This is a genomic window from Streptomyces sp. NBC_01237, assembly GCF_035917275.1.
In the GTDB taxonomy this organism is placed as follows: Bacteria; Actinomycetota; Actinomycetes; order Streptomycetales; family Streptomycetaceae; genus Streptomyces.
Genome location: NZ_CP108508.1, coordinates 2,622,256 through 2,638,459, shown reverse-complemented (window position 1 = coordinate 2,638,459; position 16,204 = coordinate 2,622,256). Strand labels below are relative to the sequence as shown.

Annotated in this window: 9 protein-coding genes; 5 read left to right on the top strand and 4 right to left on the bottom strand. The window is 71.9% G+C overall.

Features of this window, described 5'->3' with window-relative positions:
• Positions 1-93: 93 nt before the first annotated feature.
• The gene (locus tag OG251_RS11720; RefSeq protein WP_442818418.1) at positions 94-1,107 is read left to right on the top strand and encodes a LacI family DNA-binding transcriptional regulator; all 1,014 of its coding nucleotides are present in this window, start codon (positions 94-96) and stop codon (positions 1,105-1,107) included.
• Positions 1,108-1,417: 310 nt separating this feature from the next.
• Here OG251_RS11720 and OG251_RS11715 read toward each other — a convergent pair whose 3' ends face one another.
• Positions 1,418-2,413 (bottom strand): LacI family DNA-binding transcriptional regulator, encoded by a 996-nt coding sequence (locus OG251_RS11715; RefSeq protein WP_326677107.1) that lies wholly within the window; start codon positions 2,411-2,413, stop codon positions 1,418-1,420.
• A 418-nt stretch (positions 2,414-2,831) separates the two neighbouring features.
• On the opposite strand from OG251_RS11715, the gene OG251_RS11710 reads away from it, so the two are divergent.
• Positions 2,832-4,277 carry an RICIN domain-containing protein gene (locus OG251_RS11710; RefSeq protein ID WP_326677106.1) on the top strand — a complete coding sequence of 482 codons (1,446 nt, stop codon included), beginning with the start codon at positions 2,832-2,834 and terminating at the stop codon, positions 4,275-4,277.
• A gap of 155 nt (positions 4,278-4,432) precedes the next feature.
• Positions 4,433-6,589, top strand: coding sequence for a glycoside hydrolase (locus tag OG251_RS11705; RefSeq protein WP_326677105.1), 2,157 nt, complete (start codon positions 4,433-4,435; stop codon positions 6,587-6,589).
• Positions 6,590-6,854: 265 nt separating this feature from the next.
• On the opposite strand, the gene OG251_RS11700 is transcribed toward OG251_RS11705, so the two are convergent.
• On the bottom strand, positions 6,855-8,606 hold the full coding sequence (locus OG251_RS11700; RefSeq protein WP_326677104.1) for a glycoside hydrolase family 35 protein: 1,752 nt from the start codon (positions 8,604-8,606) through the stop codon (positions 6,855-6,857).
• A 301-nt stretch (positions 8,607-8,907) separates the two neighbouring features.
• Here OG251_RS11700 and OG251_RS11695 point away from each other — a divergent pair, with 301 nt between their 5' ends.
• Complete coding sequence (locus tag OG251_RS11695) at positions 8,908-10,182, top strand: MFS transporter (protein WP_326677103.1); 1,275 nt, start codon at positions 8,908-8,910, stop codon at positions 10,180-10,182.
• 282 nt (positions 10,183-10,464) lie between these two features.
• On the opposite strand, the gene OG251_RS11690 is transcribed toward OG251_RS11695, so the two are convergent.
• Both OG251_RS11690 and OG251_RS11685 read right to left on the bottom strand, forming a co-directional pair.
• Entirely contained in the window at positions 10,465-11,808 is a 1,344-nt protein-coding gene (locus OG251_RS11690; RefSeq protein ID WP_326677102.1) for a carboxyl transferase domain-containing protein, read from the bottom strand.
• Positions 11,801-13,255 carry an acyl-CoA synthetase gene (locus OG251_RS11685; RefSeq protein ID WP_326681227.1) on the bottom strand — a complete coding sequence of 485 codons (1,455 nt, stop codon included), beginning with the start codon at positions 13,253-13,255 and terminating at the stop codon, positions 11,801-11,803. Before OG251_RS11685 ends, OG251_RS11690 begins: the two co-directional genes overlap by 8 nt.
• A 479-nt stretch (positions 13,256-13,734) precedes the next feature.
• Between OG251_RS11685 and OG251_RS11680 the strand changes: the two genes are divergently transcribed.
• A complete protein-coding gene (locus OG251_RS11680; RefSeq protein WP_326677101.1) occupies positions 13,735-16,197 on the top strand; it encodes a PQQ-dependent sugar dehydrogenase in 2,463 nt (820 codons plus the stop codon).
• Positions 16,198-16,204: the final 7 nt, after the last annotated feature.

Here is a 16,204-nt window from a genome sequence, read left to right as displayed (position 1 = left end):
AATCCGGTGACGGAGAAGGACACCGCAGGTCGCGCGCGGACGGCCGGCAGCAAGGGTCGGCAGGCCGCCGGAGGCAGGCGGGCCCGCGTATCGATGGCCGACGTCGCGAGCGCCGCGGGCGTCTCGTCGCAGACGGTCTCCCGGGTGTCCAACGGGGACCCGGCCGTCATCGAGAAGACCCGGCAGAAGGTGCTGGACGCCATGCGGGAACTGGGCTACCGGCCCAACAGCGCTGCCCGTGCGCTCAAGCGCGGAGACTTCCGGACCATCGGTGTCATCACCATGAGCCTCTCCAGTACGGGCAACGTGCGGACCCTGGAGGCCATCGCGAAGTACGCCTCGGGCGCGGGGTACGCGGTCACGCTGATCCCGCTCGACGCCCCGACGCAGGACAACGTCAGGGGAGCCTTCACACGGCTCGACGAGCTCGCGGTCGACGCGGTCGTCCTGATCATGGAGGTGCACCTGCTGGACGCGGCATCACTGACACTGCCGCCCCATGTGAAGGTCGTCGTCGTGGACTCGGACGCCGGTGACCGATTCCATGTGGTGGATACGGATCAGCACCAGGGCGCCCGTACGGCCGTGCGGCACCTCCTGGAACTCGGCCACCGCACGGTGTGGCATGTGGCGGGCCCCGAGGAGTCGTTCGCCGCGGGCCGCCGCGCGGTCGCGTGGGAGGCGGCGCTGCGCGAGGAGGGGCGGGAGGTGCCACCCCCGCTACGGGGCGACTGGGCCCCCGAATCGGGATATCGGGCGGGTCTCCGGCTGGCGGACGAGCCCGGTTGCACCGCGGTCTTCGTGGCGAACGATCAGATGGCTCTCGGCGTGCTGCGGGCGCTCCACGAGCGCGGACGCCGGGTGCCCGAGGACGTGAGCGTGGTCGGCTTCGACGACATCGCCGAGAGCGCCGCGTTCATCCCGCCTCTGACCACGGTGCATCAGGACTTCGCCAGGGTGGGGGAGCTGTGCGTCGACGCCATCCTGAGGGAGCTGCGCGGCGAGAGTGTCGAGGGCGGTGCGCAGCTCGTGCCGACCCGACTCGTCGTCCGCGCGAGCACCGGGCCGGTCCCGTCGGTTCCGTCGGAAGCGGCCCGGCAGGGGTGAGGGGCCGGAGGCGTTGAGGGACCGGAGGCGTTGGGGATCGGCAGGGGTGAGGGGGACCGGAGGCGTTGGGGATCGGCAGGGGTGAGGGGGACCGGAGGCGTTGGGGATCGGCAGGGGTGAGAGGGCCCGGAGGCGTTGAGGGCTGGAAGCGTCCAGGGGCGGGGGAGGCGCGGCCGTTGCACCGGCTCTCCCGGGCGGGCCTCCGAGCCGGACGCCGTCGCCGGGCGCGCCCGGTCCCGCGCCCGGCATCGGGTCCGGTCACCGCGAGTGGCATCGGGTCCGGTCGCCGGGGGCCGTGGGGCGTCCCCGCTCAGGCCGGGCGACCCGATCCGGGTGGCGCCGTACTGGAGCGCACGGTGAGAGCGGGTTCCACGGCGAGCTTGCGCGGACCCTCGGACCTGCCGTCGATCTGGTCCAGCAGCAGGGTGACGCAGTGCCGGCCCACCAGGTCGAAGTCCTGGCGCACCGTGGTCAGGGGCGGCTCGAAGAACGCCGACTCGGCGATGTCGTCGAAACCGACCACGCTGACCTCCCCCGGCACGTCACGGCCGGCCTCGTGCAGTGCGCGCATGAGCCCGAGCGCCATCTGGTCGTTGGCCGCGAAGACCGCGGTCACGTCCGGGCGTCCGGCCAGCTCGCGGCCGGTCCGGTACCCCGACTCCGCGGTCCAGTCCCCGTGCCGCACCGGCGGTACCGGTGCGCCGGCGGCCCGGAGCGTGGACCGCCAGGACTCGGCCCGGCGGCGCGCGGCGAAGGAGTCGCCGGGCCCGGCCAGGTGCCAGACCGTGCGGTGACCGAGTTCCAGCAGGTGGGTGACCGCGCTGCGGGCGCCGAGCGCCTGGTCGAAGTCGACGTTCGGGTAACGGTGTCCGGCGTCGCCGTCGGCGACGACGACCGGCATCGTGGGCGGCAGATGCAGCGAGGGGGTGTCGAGCATCTGCGACTCGACCAGCACGATGCCGTCGACGGACTGAAGCATCAGATGCTGGAACGCCTGCTGCACCGCGGCCTCGGTCTGGGCCCGTACGCCCATGAAGTTGACGGAGAAGTCGGCCTCGCGCGCGGCGTCGGCGATGGCACCGAGCGTCCGGGCGTTGCCGTGCGCGCCCATGTCGAAACTGACGACACCCAGGGCACCGAATCTGCCCGTCACCAGTGCGCGGGCCGCGGTGTTGGGGCGGTACCCGAGGGTCCGCATCGCGGCCAGCACCTTCTCGCGGGTGGTCGCGTCGACGTTCTCCCGGTGGTTGGCCACGCGCGAGACGGTCTGCGAGGACACTCCGGCCAGGGCTGCGACATCCGCCATGGAAGGCCATTGCCTGGGCGGTCGCGACCGTGGCGACCGGGTCTTCTTCTCCGTCGTCATGCAGCCGTCCTCGAACCCCGGAAGCCCTGGAAGGGCGCGCGCAGCGGCGTATGGCCGCATGTGCATGTTGGCGCAAACACGACGGGCGGTCAAACCGGTGGGAGTTCCTGTCCGAATCCTTGACAGGCCCTCGGGGTGCTTCCACACTCTCACCGAAGCACACGTGTTAACGCAAACATAACGGGGGTGATCCGCTGCCTTGACACGCCGTGCATCCCCGACGTGTACCGGTCCCGCCCCACCCGGGCCGCTCCCGGCGCGGGCCACGGCGCGACTGTGCGCCTCACCACCGATTGGCCATGTCCGCGCCCCGTGCGCGAACTCCCCCCTGTCCGCAGACAGTCAAGAGGTAGTCACCATGCGACGCCAATTCCCTGGTACGGCGAGAATTCTCACCGTCCTGTCCGCCCTCCTGCTGGCCCTCCTCAGCGGGATCGGTACCGCGCAAGCGGCCCCGGTCGCCGTCACCAACGCCACCCAGTTCAGCGATCCGAACGGCAACCCCGTGCACGCCCACGGCGGCGGGGTCGTCAAGGTGGGCCAGTACTACTACTGGTTCGGTGAGGACCGGAACGCCGACAACACCTTCCGGTACGTCTCCGCCTACCGCTCCACCGACCTCAGGACCTGGGAGTTCCGCAACCACGTCCTGACCCAGGCCACCGACCCGGAGCTCCGGACCGCCAACATCGAGCGCCCCAAGGTCATGTACAACAGCGCCACCGGCCAGTTCGTGATGTGGATGCACAAGGAAAGCGCCACCGACTACTCCGAGGCCCGTGCCGCGGTCGCCGTCTCCTCCACGGTGGACGGCGACTACACGTGGCGCGGCAGTTTCCGCCCGCTCGGCCACATGTCCCGCGACATCACCACCTTCGTGGACACCGACGGCTCGGGATACATGATCTCGGCGGCGAACGAGAACGCGGACCTGCACGTGTACAGGCTGACGTCGGACTACACGGCCGTGGAGTCCCAGGTCCAGAAGCTGTGGGCGGGCCAGTGGCGCGAGGCACCGGCCATGTTCAAGCGCGACGGCGTCTACTTCCTGCTGACGTCCGGCGCCACGGGATGGTCGCCGAACCAGCAGAAGTACGGGACCGCCACCAGCGTCACGGGTACGTGGAGCGGTCTGACGGACATCGGGGACTCCTCCACCTACCGCACCCAGACCGCCTTCGTACTCCCGGTCCAGGGAACCAAGGGCACGAGCTACCTCTACATGGGTGACCGCTGGGGCAACTCCATGGGCGGTACGGTCAACGATTCCCAGTACGTCTGGCTGCCGCTGAAGTTCCCCACCAGCACCACCATGACCATGGACTACTCCCCGACCATCACCGTGGACACCGCGGCCGGGACCGTCGACGGCATGAACGTGGCCTGGGAGACGCTGACGGCCCGCAACAGCGGCAAGTGCGCCGATGTGGCCGACTTCGGCATGGGTGACGCGGCCCAGCTGGTCCAGTGGGGCTGCGGCTGGGGCGTCAACCAGAACTTCTGGTTCAAGAAGCTCGGCACCGGCCATGTCCAGATCATGGCCAGGCACAGCGGCAAGTGCCTGGACATCAAGGACGCTTCGGCCGCGGACGGCGCGCTCGCCGTACAGAACCCCTGTGACGGCCGGACGTCCCAGCAGTGGACGGTCCAGTCGACGGACACCACGGGCCACGTCCGGATCGTCGCCCGCCACAGCGGCAAGTGCCTGGACGTGGTGAACCAGTCGACCGCCGACGGCACCGCCCTGGAGCAGTGGACCTGCAACAACGGCGACAACCAGAAGTGGAGCCGCTCGGCCGTCTGACCCGGAGCCGGACCCCCGCGTGGCACGTCATCGGCGTGCCACGCAGCCCGGCCGTGCGCGGGGCCGCCGTCGTCCATCCCGGCAGCACGGCGTCCCGTACCCCGCGATCGGTCGGACCACCGCACTTCACGCCCCCCATCACCAGGGAGCACCACGTGAGTTCCACTCGTACGCCCTTTGCGCCCCGTCCTCGCCACCGCTCCGGCTCCCGCCGCCCCGCCGTGCTCCTCGCCGGTACCGGTGCCGTGGCCGTCCTCGCCGCGGCCGGCCTCACCGCACCGCAGGCGGCGGCGGCCGACGCCCCGGCCGCGTCGCTGACGATCCGCCTCGACCCCAGTTACCAGCAGCCCGCCTTCGAGGGATGGGGCACCGCCCTCGCCTGGTTCGCCAACGTCACCGGCGGCTGGCCCGAAGCCCGGCGGAACCGGCTGGCGGACGACCTCTACGGTGCGAACGGGCTCGGCTTCACCGTCGCCCGCTACAACATCGGCGGCGGCGACAGTCCCGGGACCACTCCCTACATGCGCGCCGGAGCGGCGATACCCGGGTACTGGAACCGGCCGGGACCGGAGACCCCCGACTGGTGGGATCCGGCCGACGCCGGTCACTGGAACCCGAAGGCCGACGCCAACCAGCGCTGGTGGCTCACCGCGGCCAAGGCGCGCGGCGCCCGGACCTTCGAGGCGTTCTCCAACTCCGCGCCGTACTTCATGACCAACAGCGGGCTCGTCTCCGGCGCCGCGGACGGCTCGCAGGACAATCTCCGCTCGGACCAGTACGACAGGTTCGCCGCCTATCTGTCGGGCGCACTCCAGCGCGCCCAGGACGCCACGGGCGTGAAGTTCGACTCCCTCTCACCGGTCAACGAGCCGAACACCGGCTACTGGCACGCCGGTGGTGGTCAGGAGGGCTCGCACTGGAGCCCGGACTCGCAGGCCCGCATGATCTCCGCACTCCGTACGGCCCTCGACGCGAAGGGGGCGACCACCCGGATCGCGGCCATGGACGAGACGAACCCGGATCTCTTCCGTACGAACTGGGAGGCGTACGCCCCCGAAGTCCGGGACTCCGTCGGCCGGCTCAACACGCACACGTACGGGACGAACGGCCGCACCGGGGTGCGGGACATCGCCAAGGGCGAGGCCACCCCGCTGTGGATGTCCGAGGTGGACCTCGGCGGCAGCGTCCCGCAGAGCTTCACCGACATGAGCCCCGCCCTGGACCTGGCCGGCCGCATCAGCGACGACATCAGGGAGCTGGAGCCCCGGGCCTGGGTGCTCTGGCAGGCCGTCGAGGACTACGAGAACATGACTCCGGCCCATGAGAACTCCAACTGGGGCCTGATCCAGACCGACTTCACTCCGGCCGACGCGGCGACCGAGCCGCTGCGCAAGAACAAGAAGTACTGGGCGATGGCCAACTACAGCCGCTTCGTCCGTCCGGGTGCCCGCGTCATCAACACCGACGACACCCGCACCCTGGCCGCACTGCGCCCGTCGGGACAAGGCACCGTCGTCGTCCACACCAACACCACCGGCGCCGACCAGGAACTCACCCTGGACCTGAGCGGATTCCGGACCGTCGGCGGGGCCCCCGTCGAGCGCTACACCACCGACGCCACCAGGAACCTCCAGCGCGGGAGCGACCTCACCACCACGGGCACGACCTTGAGGGCGACCGTAGGGGCCGGTTCCGTCACGACGTTCGTCCTGCCGGGAGCCACCGGCGTGAACACCGCCGCAGCCACGGCCCCCACCGGCGCACCGCGCCAACTGGTCAACGACAACAGCGGGATGGCGCTCACGGCCGCCACGGTCGACGGGACGAGCAGGCCGGTGCAGAAGACCTCCGACCCCGCCGACGCCACGCAGCGGTGGACCTTCACCAAGTCCGTACCGGGCGACTGGGGCAACACCGCCGCGTACCGTGTCACCAACGTCGGGACCGGCAAGGCGCTCTCGGTGGCGGGGGGCGCGCTCACCTTCGCGGCACCCGGATCCTCACCCCAGCAGCAGTGGATCCGCTCCACCACGGGTGACGGCCACGCCACCCTGATCAACAGGGCCACCGGCGAACTCCTCGATGTCACCGGAGCCGCCACGCATGACGGAGCCCCCGTCGGCGTGTACCGGCCCACGACGGCCGGCAACCAGTCCTGGACCTTCCGCGGCGCCGCCGACACCTGGAAGCCGCCTGCCCTCCGGCACAGCGCGAAGTGCGGGGACGTGGACGGCACCTCGACCGCCGATGGTGCGGCCGTGCTCCAGTACGGCTGCGACGGCGGTACGAACCAGCAGCTCAAGCGGGGATGACACCGAACGGCCGGGCATCGCATCGAGGTCGGCGCCCGGCCGTGTTCCGTGCCCGGCCGTTGCGCGTGCTCCACCGTTTCCGGTCTCCGGCCGTGTTCCGTGCTTCGCCGTCCTGCCCGTGCCCGGCCGTGTTCCGTGCTTCGCCGTCCTGCCCGTGCCCGGCCGTGTTCCGTGCTCCGCCGCTCTCCGGAGCCCGGCCGTCCGCCGCTCGGGTGTCTTCCGTGCGGCCGTTCTCCGGTCCTCGTGCCGGAGAACGGTGCTCCACCTACTCCTCGGTGGGGCCGAGGTCGTGCGTCTCCCGGAAGTCGACGGTACGGGCTCGGTGCGAGGCGTGGAGTTCGAGTACGACGATGTCGTTGGTGCCCCGGCGCAGCACGGGGGCCGGGACGTACAAGGACCGCTGGGGACCGCGCGACCAGTACCGGCCCAGCGCGAATCCGTTGATCCACACGTTGCCCTTGGTCCAGCCGTCGAGGTGGAGGAAGGTGTCCGCGGTCTCCGTCAGTTCGAAGGTGCCGCGGTGGAAGGCCGGACCTGTCGGCGCGGTCGTGGTGGGAGCGAACCGCAGCGCGTCGAGCGAGGTCAGCGGCAGCGGCCGGTTGGTCCAGCCGGTGAGTTCCTCGCCGTCCAGGGTGACCCCGCCGGGCAGGCCCTTGCGGTCGTGGATGCCGGTGCCGTAGTTGACGCGGCCCTGATTCTCGACGAGCAGGCTGAGGACGGAGCCCGCGCGGGGCACCGTGAAGGCGAGGGCGTGTTCGTGGTTCTCCCGCTCCAGGACGCCGACCGGCCCGCCGTCGAGGCAGACCTGGGCACGGTCGCGGACCTGCTCCACTTCGAGCAGCACCGGTCCGGCGGCGGGCAGGACCGTTTCGTACAGGACGAACCCGAAGTCCTGGCCGAGCTGCTCCATGGTCAGCGGAGTCCGGGACCCGACTGCATCGCCGAGTACCGCGGCGCACGCGAACAGACCGGCGCTCTCGTGCAGGGCCACGGTGGCCGGCGGGAGTTTGTCCGCGCGGGCGGGGACGGGCTCCGCGGGGACCGTCGCGTACTTGGCGATGACCTCGCGGAAGGCGGTGAACTTCGCGGTGGGGTCGCCCGCTTCGTCGAGCGGCGCGTCGTAGTCGTAGGAGGTGACGGTGGGCCGGTAGGTGCCCTTGTCGTTGGCGCCGTTGGTGAAACCGAAGTTCGTACCACCGTGGAACATGTAGAAGTTGACCGAGGCGCCCGAGGCCAGTACCTCGTCCAGCTCCTGCGCCGCCCGGTCCGGGTCACGGACCACGTGGTGACCGCCCCAGCGGTCGAACCAGCCGATCCAGAACTCCGTGGACAACAGCGGACCGGTCTTCCGGTGCGCGCGCAGGGAAGCGAGGTTCTGGGCGGAGCGACTGCCGAAGTTGGCCGTCGCGAGGACCCCGGGCAGCGCGCCGCGCTCCAGGTCGGAGGGCTGGTCGCAGGTGAACAGCGGTACGTCGACGCCGCACCGGCGGAGCGAGCCGGCGAGGTGCTCCAGATAGGCGGTGTCGTCGCCGTACGCCCCGTACTCGTTCTCCACCTGCACCGCGAGCACCGGTCCGCCCCGCGTGGAGAGATAGGGCCCGAGCGGGGTGAGCAGCCGGGTGAAGTAGTCGTCGGCCGCGGAGAGGAAGCGGGGGTCGCGGGTGCGCAGCCGGATGTCGGGGTCGGCCAGCAGCCAGGAGGGAAGGCCGCCGCCCTCCCACTCGGCGCAGATGTAGGGACCGGGGCGGAGCAGGACGTGGAGGCCCTCGGCCGCCGCGAGGTCGAGGAAGGCGGGCAGATCGAGTTCGCCGTCCATGCGGAAGTGGTCCGGCCGTGGCTGGTGGAGGTTCCAGGGGACGTATGTCTCGACGGTGTTGAGGCCCATCAGACGGGCCTTGTGCAGCCGGTCGGCCCACTGCGCGGGGTGGACCCGGAAGTAGTGCACTCCGCCGGACAGCAGCCGGAAGGGTTCGCCGTCGAGTCGGAATCCGCCGTCGTCGATCTGAAGAACGGACATCTGCTGGTGCTCCTGTGCTGAAGAGGACGCGCGGGTGGTGCGGCGCGCTTCGGCGGAAAAGGCTGCCACCGTATGTTTGCGTAAACACGCTCATGGTGGCAAGCCCTTGCCGAGAGGGGCCGCCGGAACACCGACCGCCGCTCGGCTCGGCGGACCGCTGCCCCGGCCTTCGCCGAGGGGTCTTCGTGGAACGGCCCGTCGCGGTACGGCCCTTCGCGGTACGGCCCTTCGCCGTGGGGGCCTGCGAAGGGATGGCTTTGGGGCGGGGTGGTCCCCGGTGGGGTGGTCGCTACCATCGCCTGTGACCGAATCGACCGAAGAACCTGTACACCGCACGCGCATATTCGCCGACCTGACGCCGCTGCGTACGTCGCCCGACTACCGGCGGCTGTGGTTCGGGAACACGGTGTCCTGGATCGGGCAGGGCATGACGGCGCTCGCCGTGTCGCTCCAGGTCTACGACATCACCGGGTCCGCCTTCTCGGTCGGACTCATCGGGTTCTGTTCACTCGTGCCGCTCGTCGTGTTCGGGCTGTACGGCGGGGCCGTCGCCGACACCGTCGACCGGCGCAGGCTCGGGCTCTTCAGCGCCTCCGGGTCGTTCCTGCTGTCCGTGGGGCTGATGGCCGTGACGGTCGCCGGGGTGGAGCGGGTGGGACTGCTGTACGCGGTCGTCGCCCTCCAGGCCGTCTGCTTCGCGCTCAACTCACCGGCCCGCACTTCGATGATCGCCCGGCTGCTCCCGGCCGAGCAGCTTCCCGCCGCCAACGCGCTCAGCTCCATGACCAGCACGACCGGGGCGCTCGTCGGCCCGATGCTGGGCGGGCTGATCGTCGGCTGGTGGGGCTACCGGGCCGCGTACACCGTCGACGCCATCACCTTCACCGCCTCCCTGTACGCGATGTGGCGGCTGCCCTCGATGCTCCCGGACCGGGGCGAGGAGGGCGAAGGGGCGGTGAAGAAGCGGGCTTCCGTGCTGGACGGGCTGCGCTTCCTCGGGACCCGGCCCAATCTGCGGATGACGTTCTTCACCGACCTGTGCGCCATGGTGCTCGCCCACCCGCGGGCGCTGTTCCCGGTGGTCGCCGTGGTCTGGTACGGCGGTGACGCGAAGACCACCGGGCTGCTGGTCGCCGCTCCGGCGCTCGGGGCGCTGCTGGGCGGCGTGTTCTCCGGCTGGCTCGGGCGGATCAGGCGGCACGGGCTCGCGGTCGTGGCGGCCGTCGCCTGCTGGGGCTCCGCCATCGCAGTCTTCGGGCTGACCCGGCAGCTCTGGCTCGGGCTGGTCCTCCTCGCGCTCGCCGGGTGCGCCGACACGATCTCCATGGTCTTCCGCAGCACCATGCTCCAGGCGGCGGTGCCGGACGAGATGCGCGGACGCCTCCAGGGCGTCTTCATCGTCGTCGTGGCGGGCGGGCCGCGGCTCGGGGACTTCCTGGCCGGATCGGTCGCGGATCTGACCTCCCCGGCCGTGGCCGTCACCGGCGGCGGTGCCGCCTGCGTGGTCGCGGTCTCCCTGCTGGCGCTGCGGTGGCGCGGCTTCCTCCGCTACGACGCGCGGGACCCGCGGCCCTAGACCCGGAAGCCGCCGTCCGCCGGGCCGCCGCGGAGATCTCGGTGTGGGTGGACGGCACGGGAACGCACCGGGGCCGGGCAGTGGCCGGGCCTCCCTGCATCGTCTCCGACGGCATCCGGCGGGCCCGGTGACGCCCCCGGGCCATGCCGTCGGCAGGAGGCGGGGGAGGGGCCGGGTGGGCGGTGAGGCGCGAAGGGCGCGGCCATCACGCCGTGGTCACGCCGTCTCCTCCGTGCCCACGATCGAGCGTGCGATGCGGAGGGTGCGGCCGTCACGCCGTGGTCACGCCGTCTCCTCCGTGCCCACGATCGAGCGTGCGATGCCCAGTTCGACCAGGTCCTGCGGGCGCAGCCGCAGCTGGTCGGCCGTCGCGCCGGTCTCGGCCGCCGGGCGCTTCAGGATGGCCGCCGCCAGTTCGGGGGCGATGACGGAGAAGTAACTGTCCGGTGTGACATGGGTGTTGTCCGGAGCCGCGAGGGCCAGCGCGCCGCCCGAGCCGCCCTCGCCGATCACCAGGGTGGTCACCGGTACCCGGGCCGCCGCGATCGCCGCGAAGGTGTCGGCGATGGCCGCGCCCGCGCCCGCCCGTTCCGCCTCGGCATCGTTCGCCGCTCCCGGGGTGTCGATCAGGGTGAGGACGGGGACGCCGAGCCGGTCCGCGAGCCGGATCACCCGGGCCGCCGTGCGGTACCCGGCCGGGCGGGTCGGGGTGCCGCACTGGGCGACGTACGCGACCGGCCGGTCCGCGCGCAGCCCGAAGCCGCACAGCAGCCCCGCGTCCGTGCCGCCGCACCGGTCGCCGACGAGCGGCAGCAGATGGTCGAAGTAGTCCTCCAGATACGCCCCGGCGTGCGGCCGCCCCGCCGCGCGGGCCTGCTCCACGGCGTCCCGCCCGGTCTCCGGGAGACCGGTGGCCGCGAGCGCGCGCGGCACCGGCGCTGCGGGCAGGGCGTCGTGCGGCCCGAGCGCGAGCAGCCAGCGGGCCACCGTCCCGGCCAGCTCGCCCGGCGCGACGACCGCGTCGATCTGACCCGCGGCCAGCTGACCCTCGGCGGTGTACGCGTACGGGTCCGCGTCGGCGGGCCGCACCCGGGACCCGGCGAATCCGACCTGCGCGCCCGGCAGCGCCAGCACCACATCGGCGCCCGCGCCCACCGTGGCCCAGCCGCCGCCGGTCGTGGGATCGCGCACCACCGCGATCTGCGGCAGTCCGGCGGCGCGCAGCCGGGCCGAGGCGCGGGCCACCCGCTGGAGCTGGGTCAGCGCGACCATGCCCTCCTGCATCCGGCTGCCGCCCGTCGCGACGAGGGCGACCAGCGGAACGCGCCGCTCCAGCGCCAGCGCGTACGCGGCCTCCAGCCGGTCCCCGGTGGACTGCCCCAACGAGCCGCCCAGGAAGCCGAACTCGAAGGAGACCAGCGCGCACGGCCGTCCGCCGACCGTGCCGGTGCCGTGGACGACGGACTCCTCCTCGCCGGTGCGCGCGGCGGCGCGGGCCCGTGCCTGCCCGTACCCGGACCAGGCGAGCGGTCCGTCGGCCGGGGCGGGGCGCTCGGGCGGGCGGTGCTCGTCGAAGTCGGCGGTGACGGCGGCGAGGGCCTCGCGGGCCGTCATGCGGCTAGACATGGAGCGACCTCTTCATGATCTTGCCCAGGTCGTTGCGGGGCAGGGCGTCCAGGTAGCGCACCGTGCGCGGGCGCTTGTGCGGGGCCAGCTGGGCGGCCACATGGTCCGCCAACTCCCTTTCCGACGGGGGTGATCCGGGGTCGGACGGCACCACCCAGGCGACGATCCGCTCGCCGAGGTCCGGGTCCGGTTCGCCGGTGACGGCGGCCTCTCGGACGCCCGGGTGCTCCAGCAGGGCGTTCTCGATCTCCCCCGCGCCGATCTTGTAGCCGCCGCTCTTGATCAGGTCGGTGCCCTTGCGTCCGACGATCCGGACATAGCCGTCCGGGTCCAGGGTGGCCATGTCGCCCGTACGGAACCAGCCGTCCTCCGTGTGCGCCGCGGCCGTGGCGTCGGGGCGGTTGAGGTAGCCGGTGAAGAGGTTCGGGCCGCGGACCTGGATCTCGCCGATGGCCGCGGGGTCGTCGAGCACGGTGCCGTCCTCCTCGGTCAGCCGGAGTTCGACGCCTGGCAGCGGCGGGCCGACCGTGCCGGGGCGCGGTTCGCCGTCCGCCCGGACGCCCGTGTTCATCAGGGTCTCCGTCATGCCGTACCGCTCGATCACCCGGCGGCCGGTCGCGGCCGCGATCCGCTCGTGGTCATGGACCGGCAGCGCGGCCGAACCGGACACCAGCAGCCGGGCGCCGGCGAGCGCCTGCGCGAGGCCGCCGGACGCGGACGGGTCGGCAAGCGCTTCCGCCAGCCGGTGGTACATCGTCGGCACACCGAACAACATCGTGCCTCCCGCCGCCAGCTCCCGGGCCACGCCCTCGGTGGAGAACCTGCCGAGATGGCGTACCGAACCGCCCCGGCGCAGCGGGCCGAGGACGCCCAGGATCAGACCGTGCACATGGAACAGGGGCAGGGCGTGTACGAGAACGTCGTCGGCGGTCCACTGCCAGGCGTCCTCCAGCGCGTCCAGCGAGGCGGCGATCGCCCGCCGGGGGAGGACCGCGCCCTTGGGCGGACCCGTGGTGCCGGAGGTGTAGACGATCAGCGCGGGGGACTCGGGGGAGGGCTCGGGGAACGCGGAGCCGGCCGGGCCCGCCTCCGTGCTCACATCCAGCCGCTCCAGTGCGGCCAGCGCGGGCGGCAGTACGTCGGCGGCCGAGGCCAGCACCATCGAGGGCGCGCTGTCGGCGACGATGTGCGCCAGCTCCCGTTCGCCCGTCTTCGGGTTCAGCGGTACCGCGGGCACCCCCGCCCGCAGTGCGGCCACCACCGCGACCACGGTCCGCGCGGTGGGCGTGGCCCATACCGCGACCCGGCCCGCGCCGGTGATCCGGCCCGCGAGCGCGTCGGCGGCGGCACTCAACTGTGCGTAGGACAGGGAGTCTTCGTCGAACCGGACGGCTTCGCGTGCGGCGTGCGGGCCGGACACGTCCTGGAGTGCGGGAAGAAGTGACATCACCCTGCGAACCCTAAGGGCTGTCCCGTCGTCCCCGGCGGGCGCGCGTGGACAACCACGGTGCCGCGCCGCGTGGCCGAAGCGCCCGACTGCGTTCGGCGGGCGGGCCGAGGGCGGCGGGAGGGCCCCGGATCGTCGAAGCGCTTGCGTCCGCCGGGCCGCCCCTCGGCCGCCGGTCCCGGACCGCCCCCGAACCGATCATGGACCGCCCCCGAACCGGTCCCGGGCCGTCCCCGAAGGGCTCCGAAGCAGGGCGCGAATGGCTGCACGGGGCATCCGGCGGAGATTTGGATACAGCATTGACAAATTAATTCCGCGTTGCCAGCATGCAAAAAGTTCACTCCGGTCGAGCATCTCGTTGCGGACAGGCGGAAAAAACCTGGCTGTTGCTCCCCCGCCGCCCGGCCGCACCCGCACGTCGCAAAGCGCGACAGCGCCTTGCCTGACAACCCCACGCACCGTCAGGAAGGAAAGCGTTCATGCCTTTGTCCCCCTCGCTGTGGTCCAGAGCGGTCATCGCCCTCACCCTGGTGGCCACCGGCGGCCTCGCCGCCGGTACCGCGATGGCCGAGCCCGCCGCCCCCGCCGCGATCCAGGCCCCGGCCGACATCCCCGCCGCCGACTACCAGCAGGTCCAACTCGCCCTGGGACCGGACGAACTGGGTGAGGCCATGTCCCTCGCCGTCCTCCCGGACAAGTCCGTCGTGCACACCGCCCGGGACGGCACGGTCCGGCTGACCGACGCCTCCGGAGCCACGAGGACCGCCGCCAAGCTCGATGTCTACACGCACGACGAGGAAGGGCTGCAAGGAGTCGCGGCCGACCCGGACTTCGCGAACAACCGCTATCTGTACCTGTACTACTCACCCAAACTGAGCACACCGGCGGGCGACGCCCCCGTCACCGGGACCGCCGCCGACTTCGAACCGTGGAAGGGTCACCTCAACCTCTCCCGGTTCACGCTGAAGACCGACGGCACGCTGGACAAGGCCAGCGAGAAGGTCGTCCTCGAAGTCCCCAACGACCGCGGCCAGTGCTGCCACGTCGGCGGCGACATCGACTTCGACGCCACCGGGAACCTCTATCTGACCACCGGCGACGACACCAACCCGTTCGAGTCCGCCGGATACGCGCCGATCGACGAACGCACCCAGCGCAACCCGCAGTTCGACGCCCAGCGCTCCTCCGGCAACACCAACGACCTGCGCGGGAAGCTCCTGCGGATCAAGCCCACCGCGGCCGGCGGCTACACCGTCCCGGCGGGCAACCTCTTCGCCCCCGGCACCGCGCGGACCCGGCCGGAGATCTACGCCATGGGCTTCCGCAACCCCTTCCGGATGTCCGTCGACAAGCCGACCGGCACCGTGTACATCGGGGACTACGGACCTGACGCGGGCACCACCGACGCCGCCCGCGGCCCCAGCGGCCAGGTGGAGTTCGACCGTGTCACCGGTCCCGGAAACTTCGGCTGGCCCTACTGCACGGGTTCGAACACGGCCTCGGAGACGTACGGCGAGTACACATTCCCCAGCGGCCCGGCCGGTGCGAAGTACGACTGCGCGGGCGGCCCGGCGAACAACTCCTTCCGCAACACCGGACTGCCGAAGCTCCCCGCGGTGAAGCCCGCCTGGATCAAGTACGGCGGTGACGCGGGCTCCCCGCCGGAGTTCGGCGGCGGCTCCGAATCGCCGATGGCGGGTCCCGTCTACCGCTACGACGCGAACCTCGACTCGTCCGTGAAGTTCCCCTCCTCGCTCGACGGCCGCTTCTTCGCCGCCGAGTACGGCCGCAAATGGATCAAGCCGATCGAGGTGAAGTCCGACGGATCGCCCGGGGTGATCGAGACCTTCCCCTGGACCGGGACCCAGGTCATCGACTCCGCGTTCGGCCCGGACGGTGCGCTGTACGTCCTGGACTACGGCACCGGATCCGGCAACCAGGCGCTGTACCGCGTCGAGTACCTGGCCGGCAGCAACCGCTCACCGGTCGCCCGAGCCGCCGCGGACCGCACCTCCGGCCCCCTCCCGCTCGCCGTCGCCTTCTCGTCGGCCGGGAGCACGGACCCCGAGGGCGGAGCACTGCGCCACGCCTGGGACTTCGGTGACGGAGCCACCTCGACCGAGGCCGCACCGCACCACACGTACACCACCGCCGGAACCTACCGCCCGACCCTGACCGTCACCGACCCGGAAGGGCTCACCGCGACGGCCAGCCTCGTCGTGACGGCGGGCAACACCGCCCCCACCGTCACCCTGAAGATCCCCGCGGACGGCGCGCTCTTCTCCTTCGGCGACTCCGTGCCCTTCACCGTCACGGCCACCGACCCGGAGGACGGCACCGTCGACTGCGCGAAGGTCAAGGTCACCTATCTCCTCGGCCACGACAGCCACCGCCACCAGATCACCTCGAAGAACGGCTGCTCCGGCACCATCGACGTGCCCGTCGACGGTGAGCACGACAGCGCCGCCAACATCTACGGGGTCTTCGACGCCGAGTACACCGACGCGGGCGGACTGACCACCCACAGCGACAGCATCCTCCAGCCCCGCCACCGGCAGGCCGAGCACTTCGCGGCCCGGTCCGGCATCGAGGTCGCCCAGCACGGACCCGCCGAGGGCGGCGCCACCGTCGGCTTCACCGACAACGGTGACTGGGTCTCCTTCGAGCCGTACGCCCTGGGCAACGCGAGCCGCGTCTCGGCCAGGGTCTCGTCGGCGGGACCCGGCGGCACGATCGAACTGCGCGCGGGCTCGGCCACCGGCACGCTGCTGGCCACCCTCGCCGTCACACCCACCGGCGGCTGGGAGACGTTCAGGGACGTCTCGGCGGGCGTGAACAACGCGCCCGCCGGATCCACGAAACTCTTCCTCGTCTTCAAGGGCGTGACGGGCCAGGGGAATCTGTTCGATGTCGATGCCTTCACCTTCGAGACGGAAGGATGACCGGCTC

Coding starts and splice junctions, on each gene's coding strand:
- OG251_RS11715 (WP_326677107.1), bottom strand. CDS start 2,413: ATGGCGGATGTCGCAGCCCTGGCCGGAGTGTCCTCGCAGACCGTCTCG.
- OG251_RS11690 (WP_326677102.1), bottom strand. CDS start 11,808: ATGTCTAGCCGCATGACGGCCCGCGAGGCCCTCGCCGCCGTCACCGCC.
- OG251_RS11685 (WP_326681227.1), bottom strand. CDS start 13,255: ATGTCACTTCTTCCCGCACTCCAGGACGTGTCCGGCCCGCACGCCGCA.
- OG251_RS11720 (WP_442818418.1), top strand. CDS start 94: ATGGCCGACGTCGCGAGCGCCGCGGGCGTCTCGTCGCAGACGGTCTCC.
- OG251_RS11680 (WP_326677101.1), top strand. CDS start 13,735: ATGCCTTTGTCCCCCTCGCTGTGGTCCAGAGCGGTCATCGCCCTCACC.
- OG251_RS11700 (WP_326677104.1), bottom strand. CDS start 8,606: ATGTCCGTTCTTCAGATCGACGACGGCGGATTCCGACTCGACGGCGAA.
- OG251_RS11710 (WP_326677106.1), top strand. CDS start 2,832: ATGCGACGCCAATTCCCTGGTACGGCGAGAATTCTCACCGTCCTGTCC.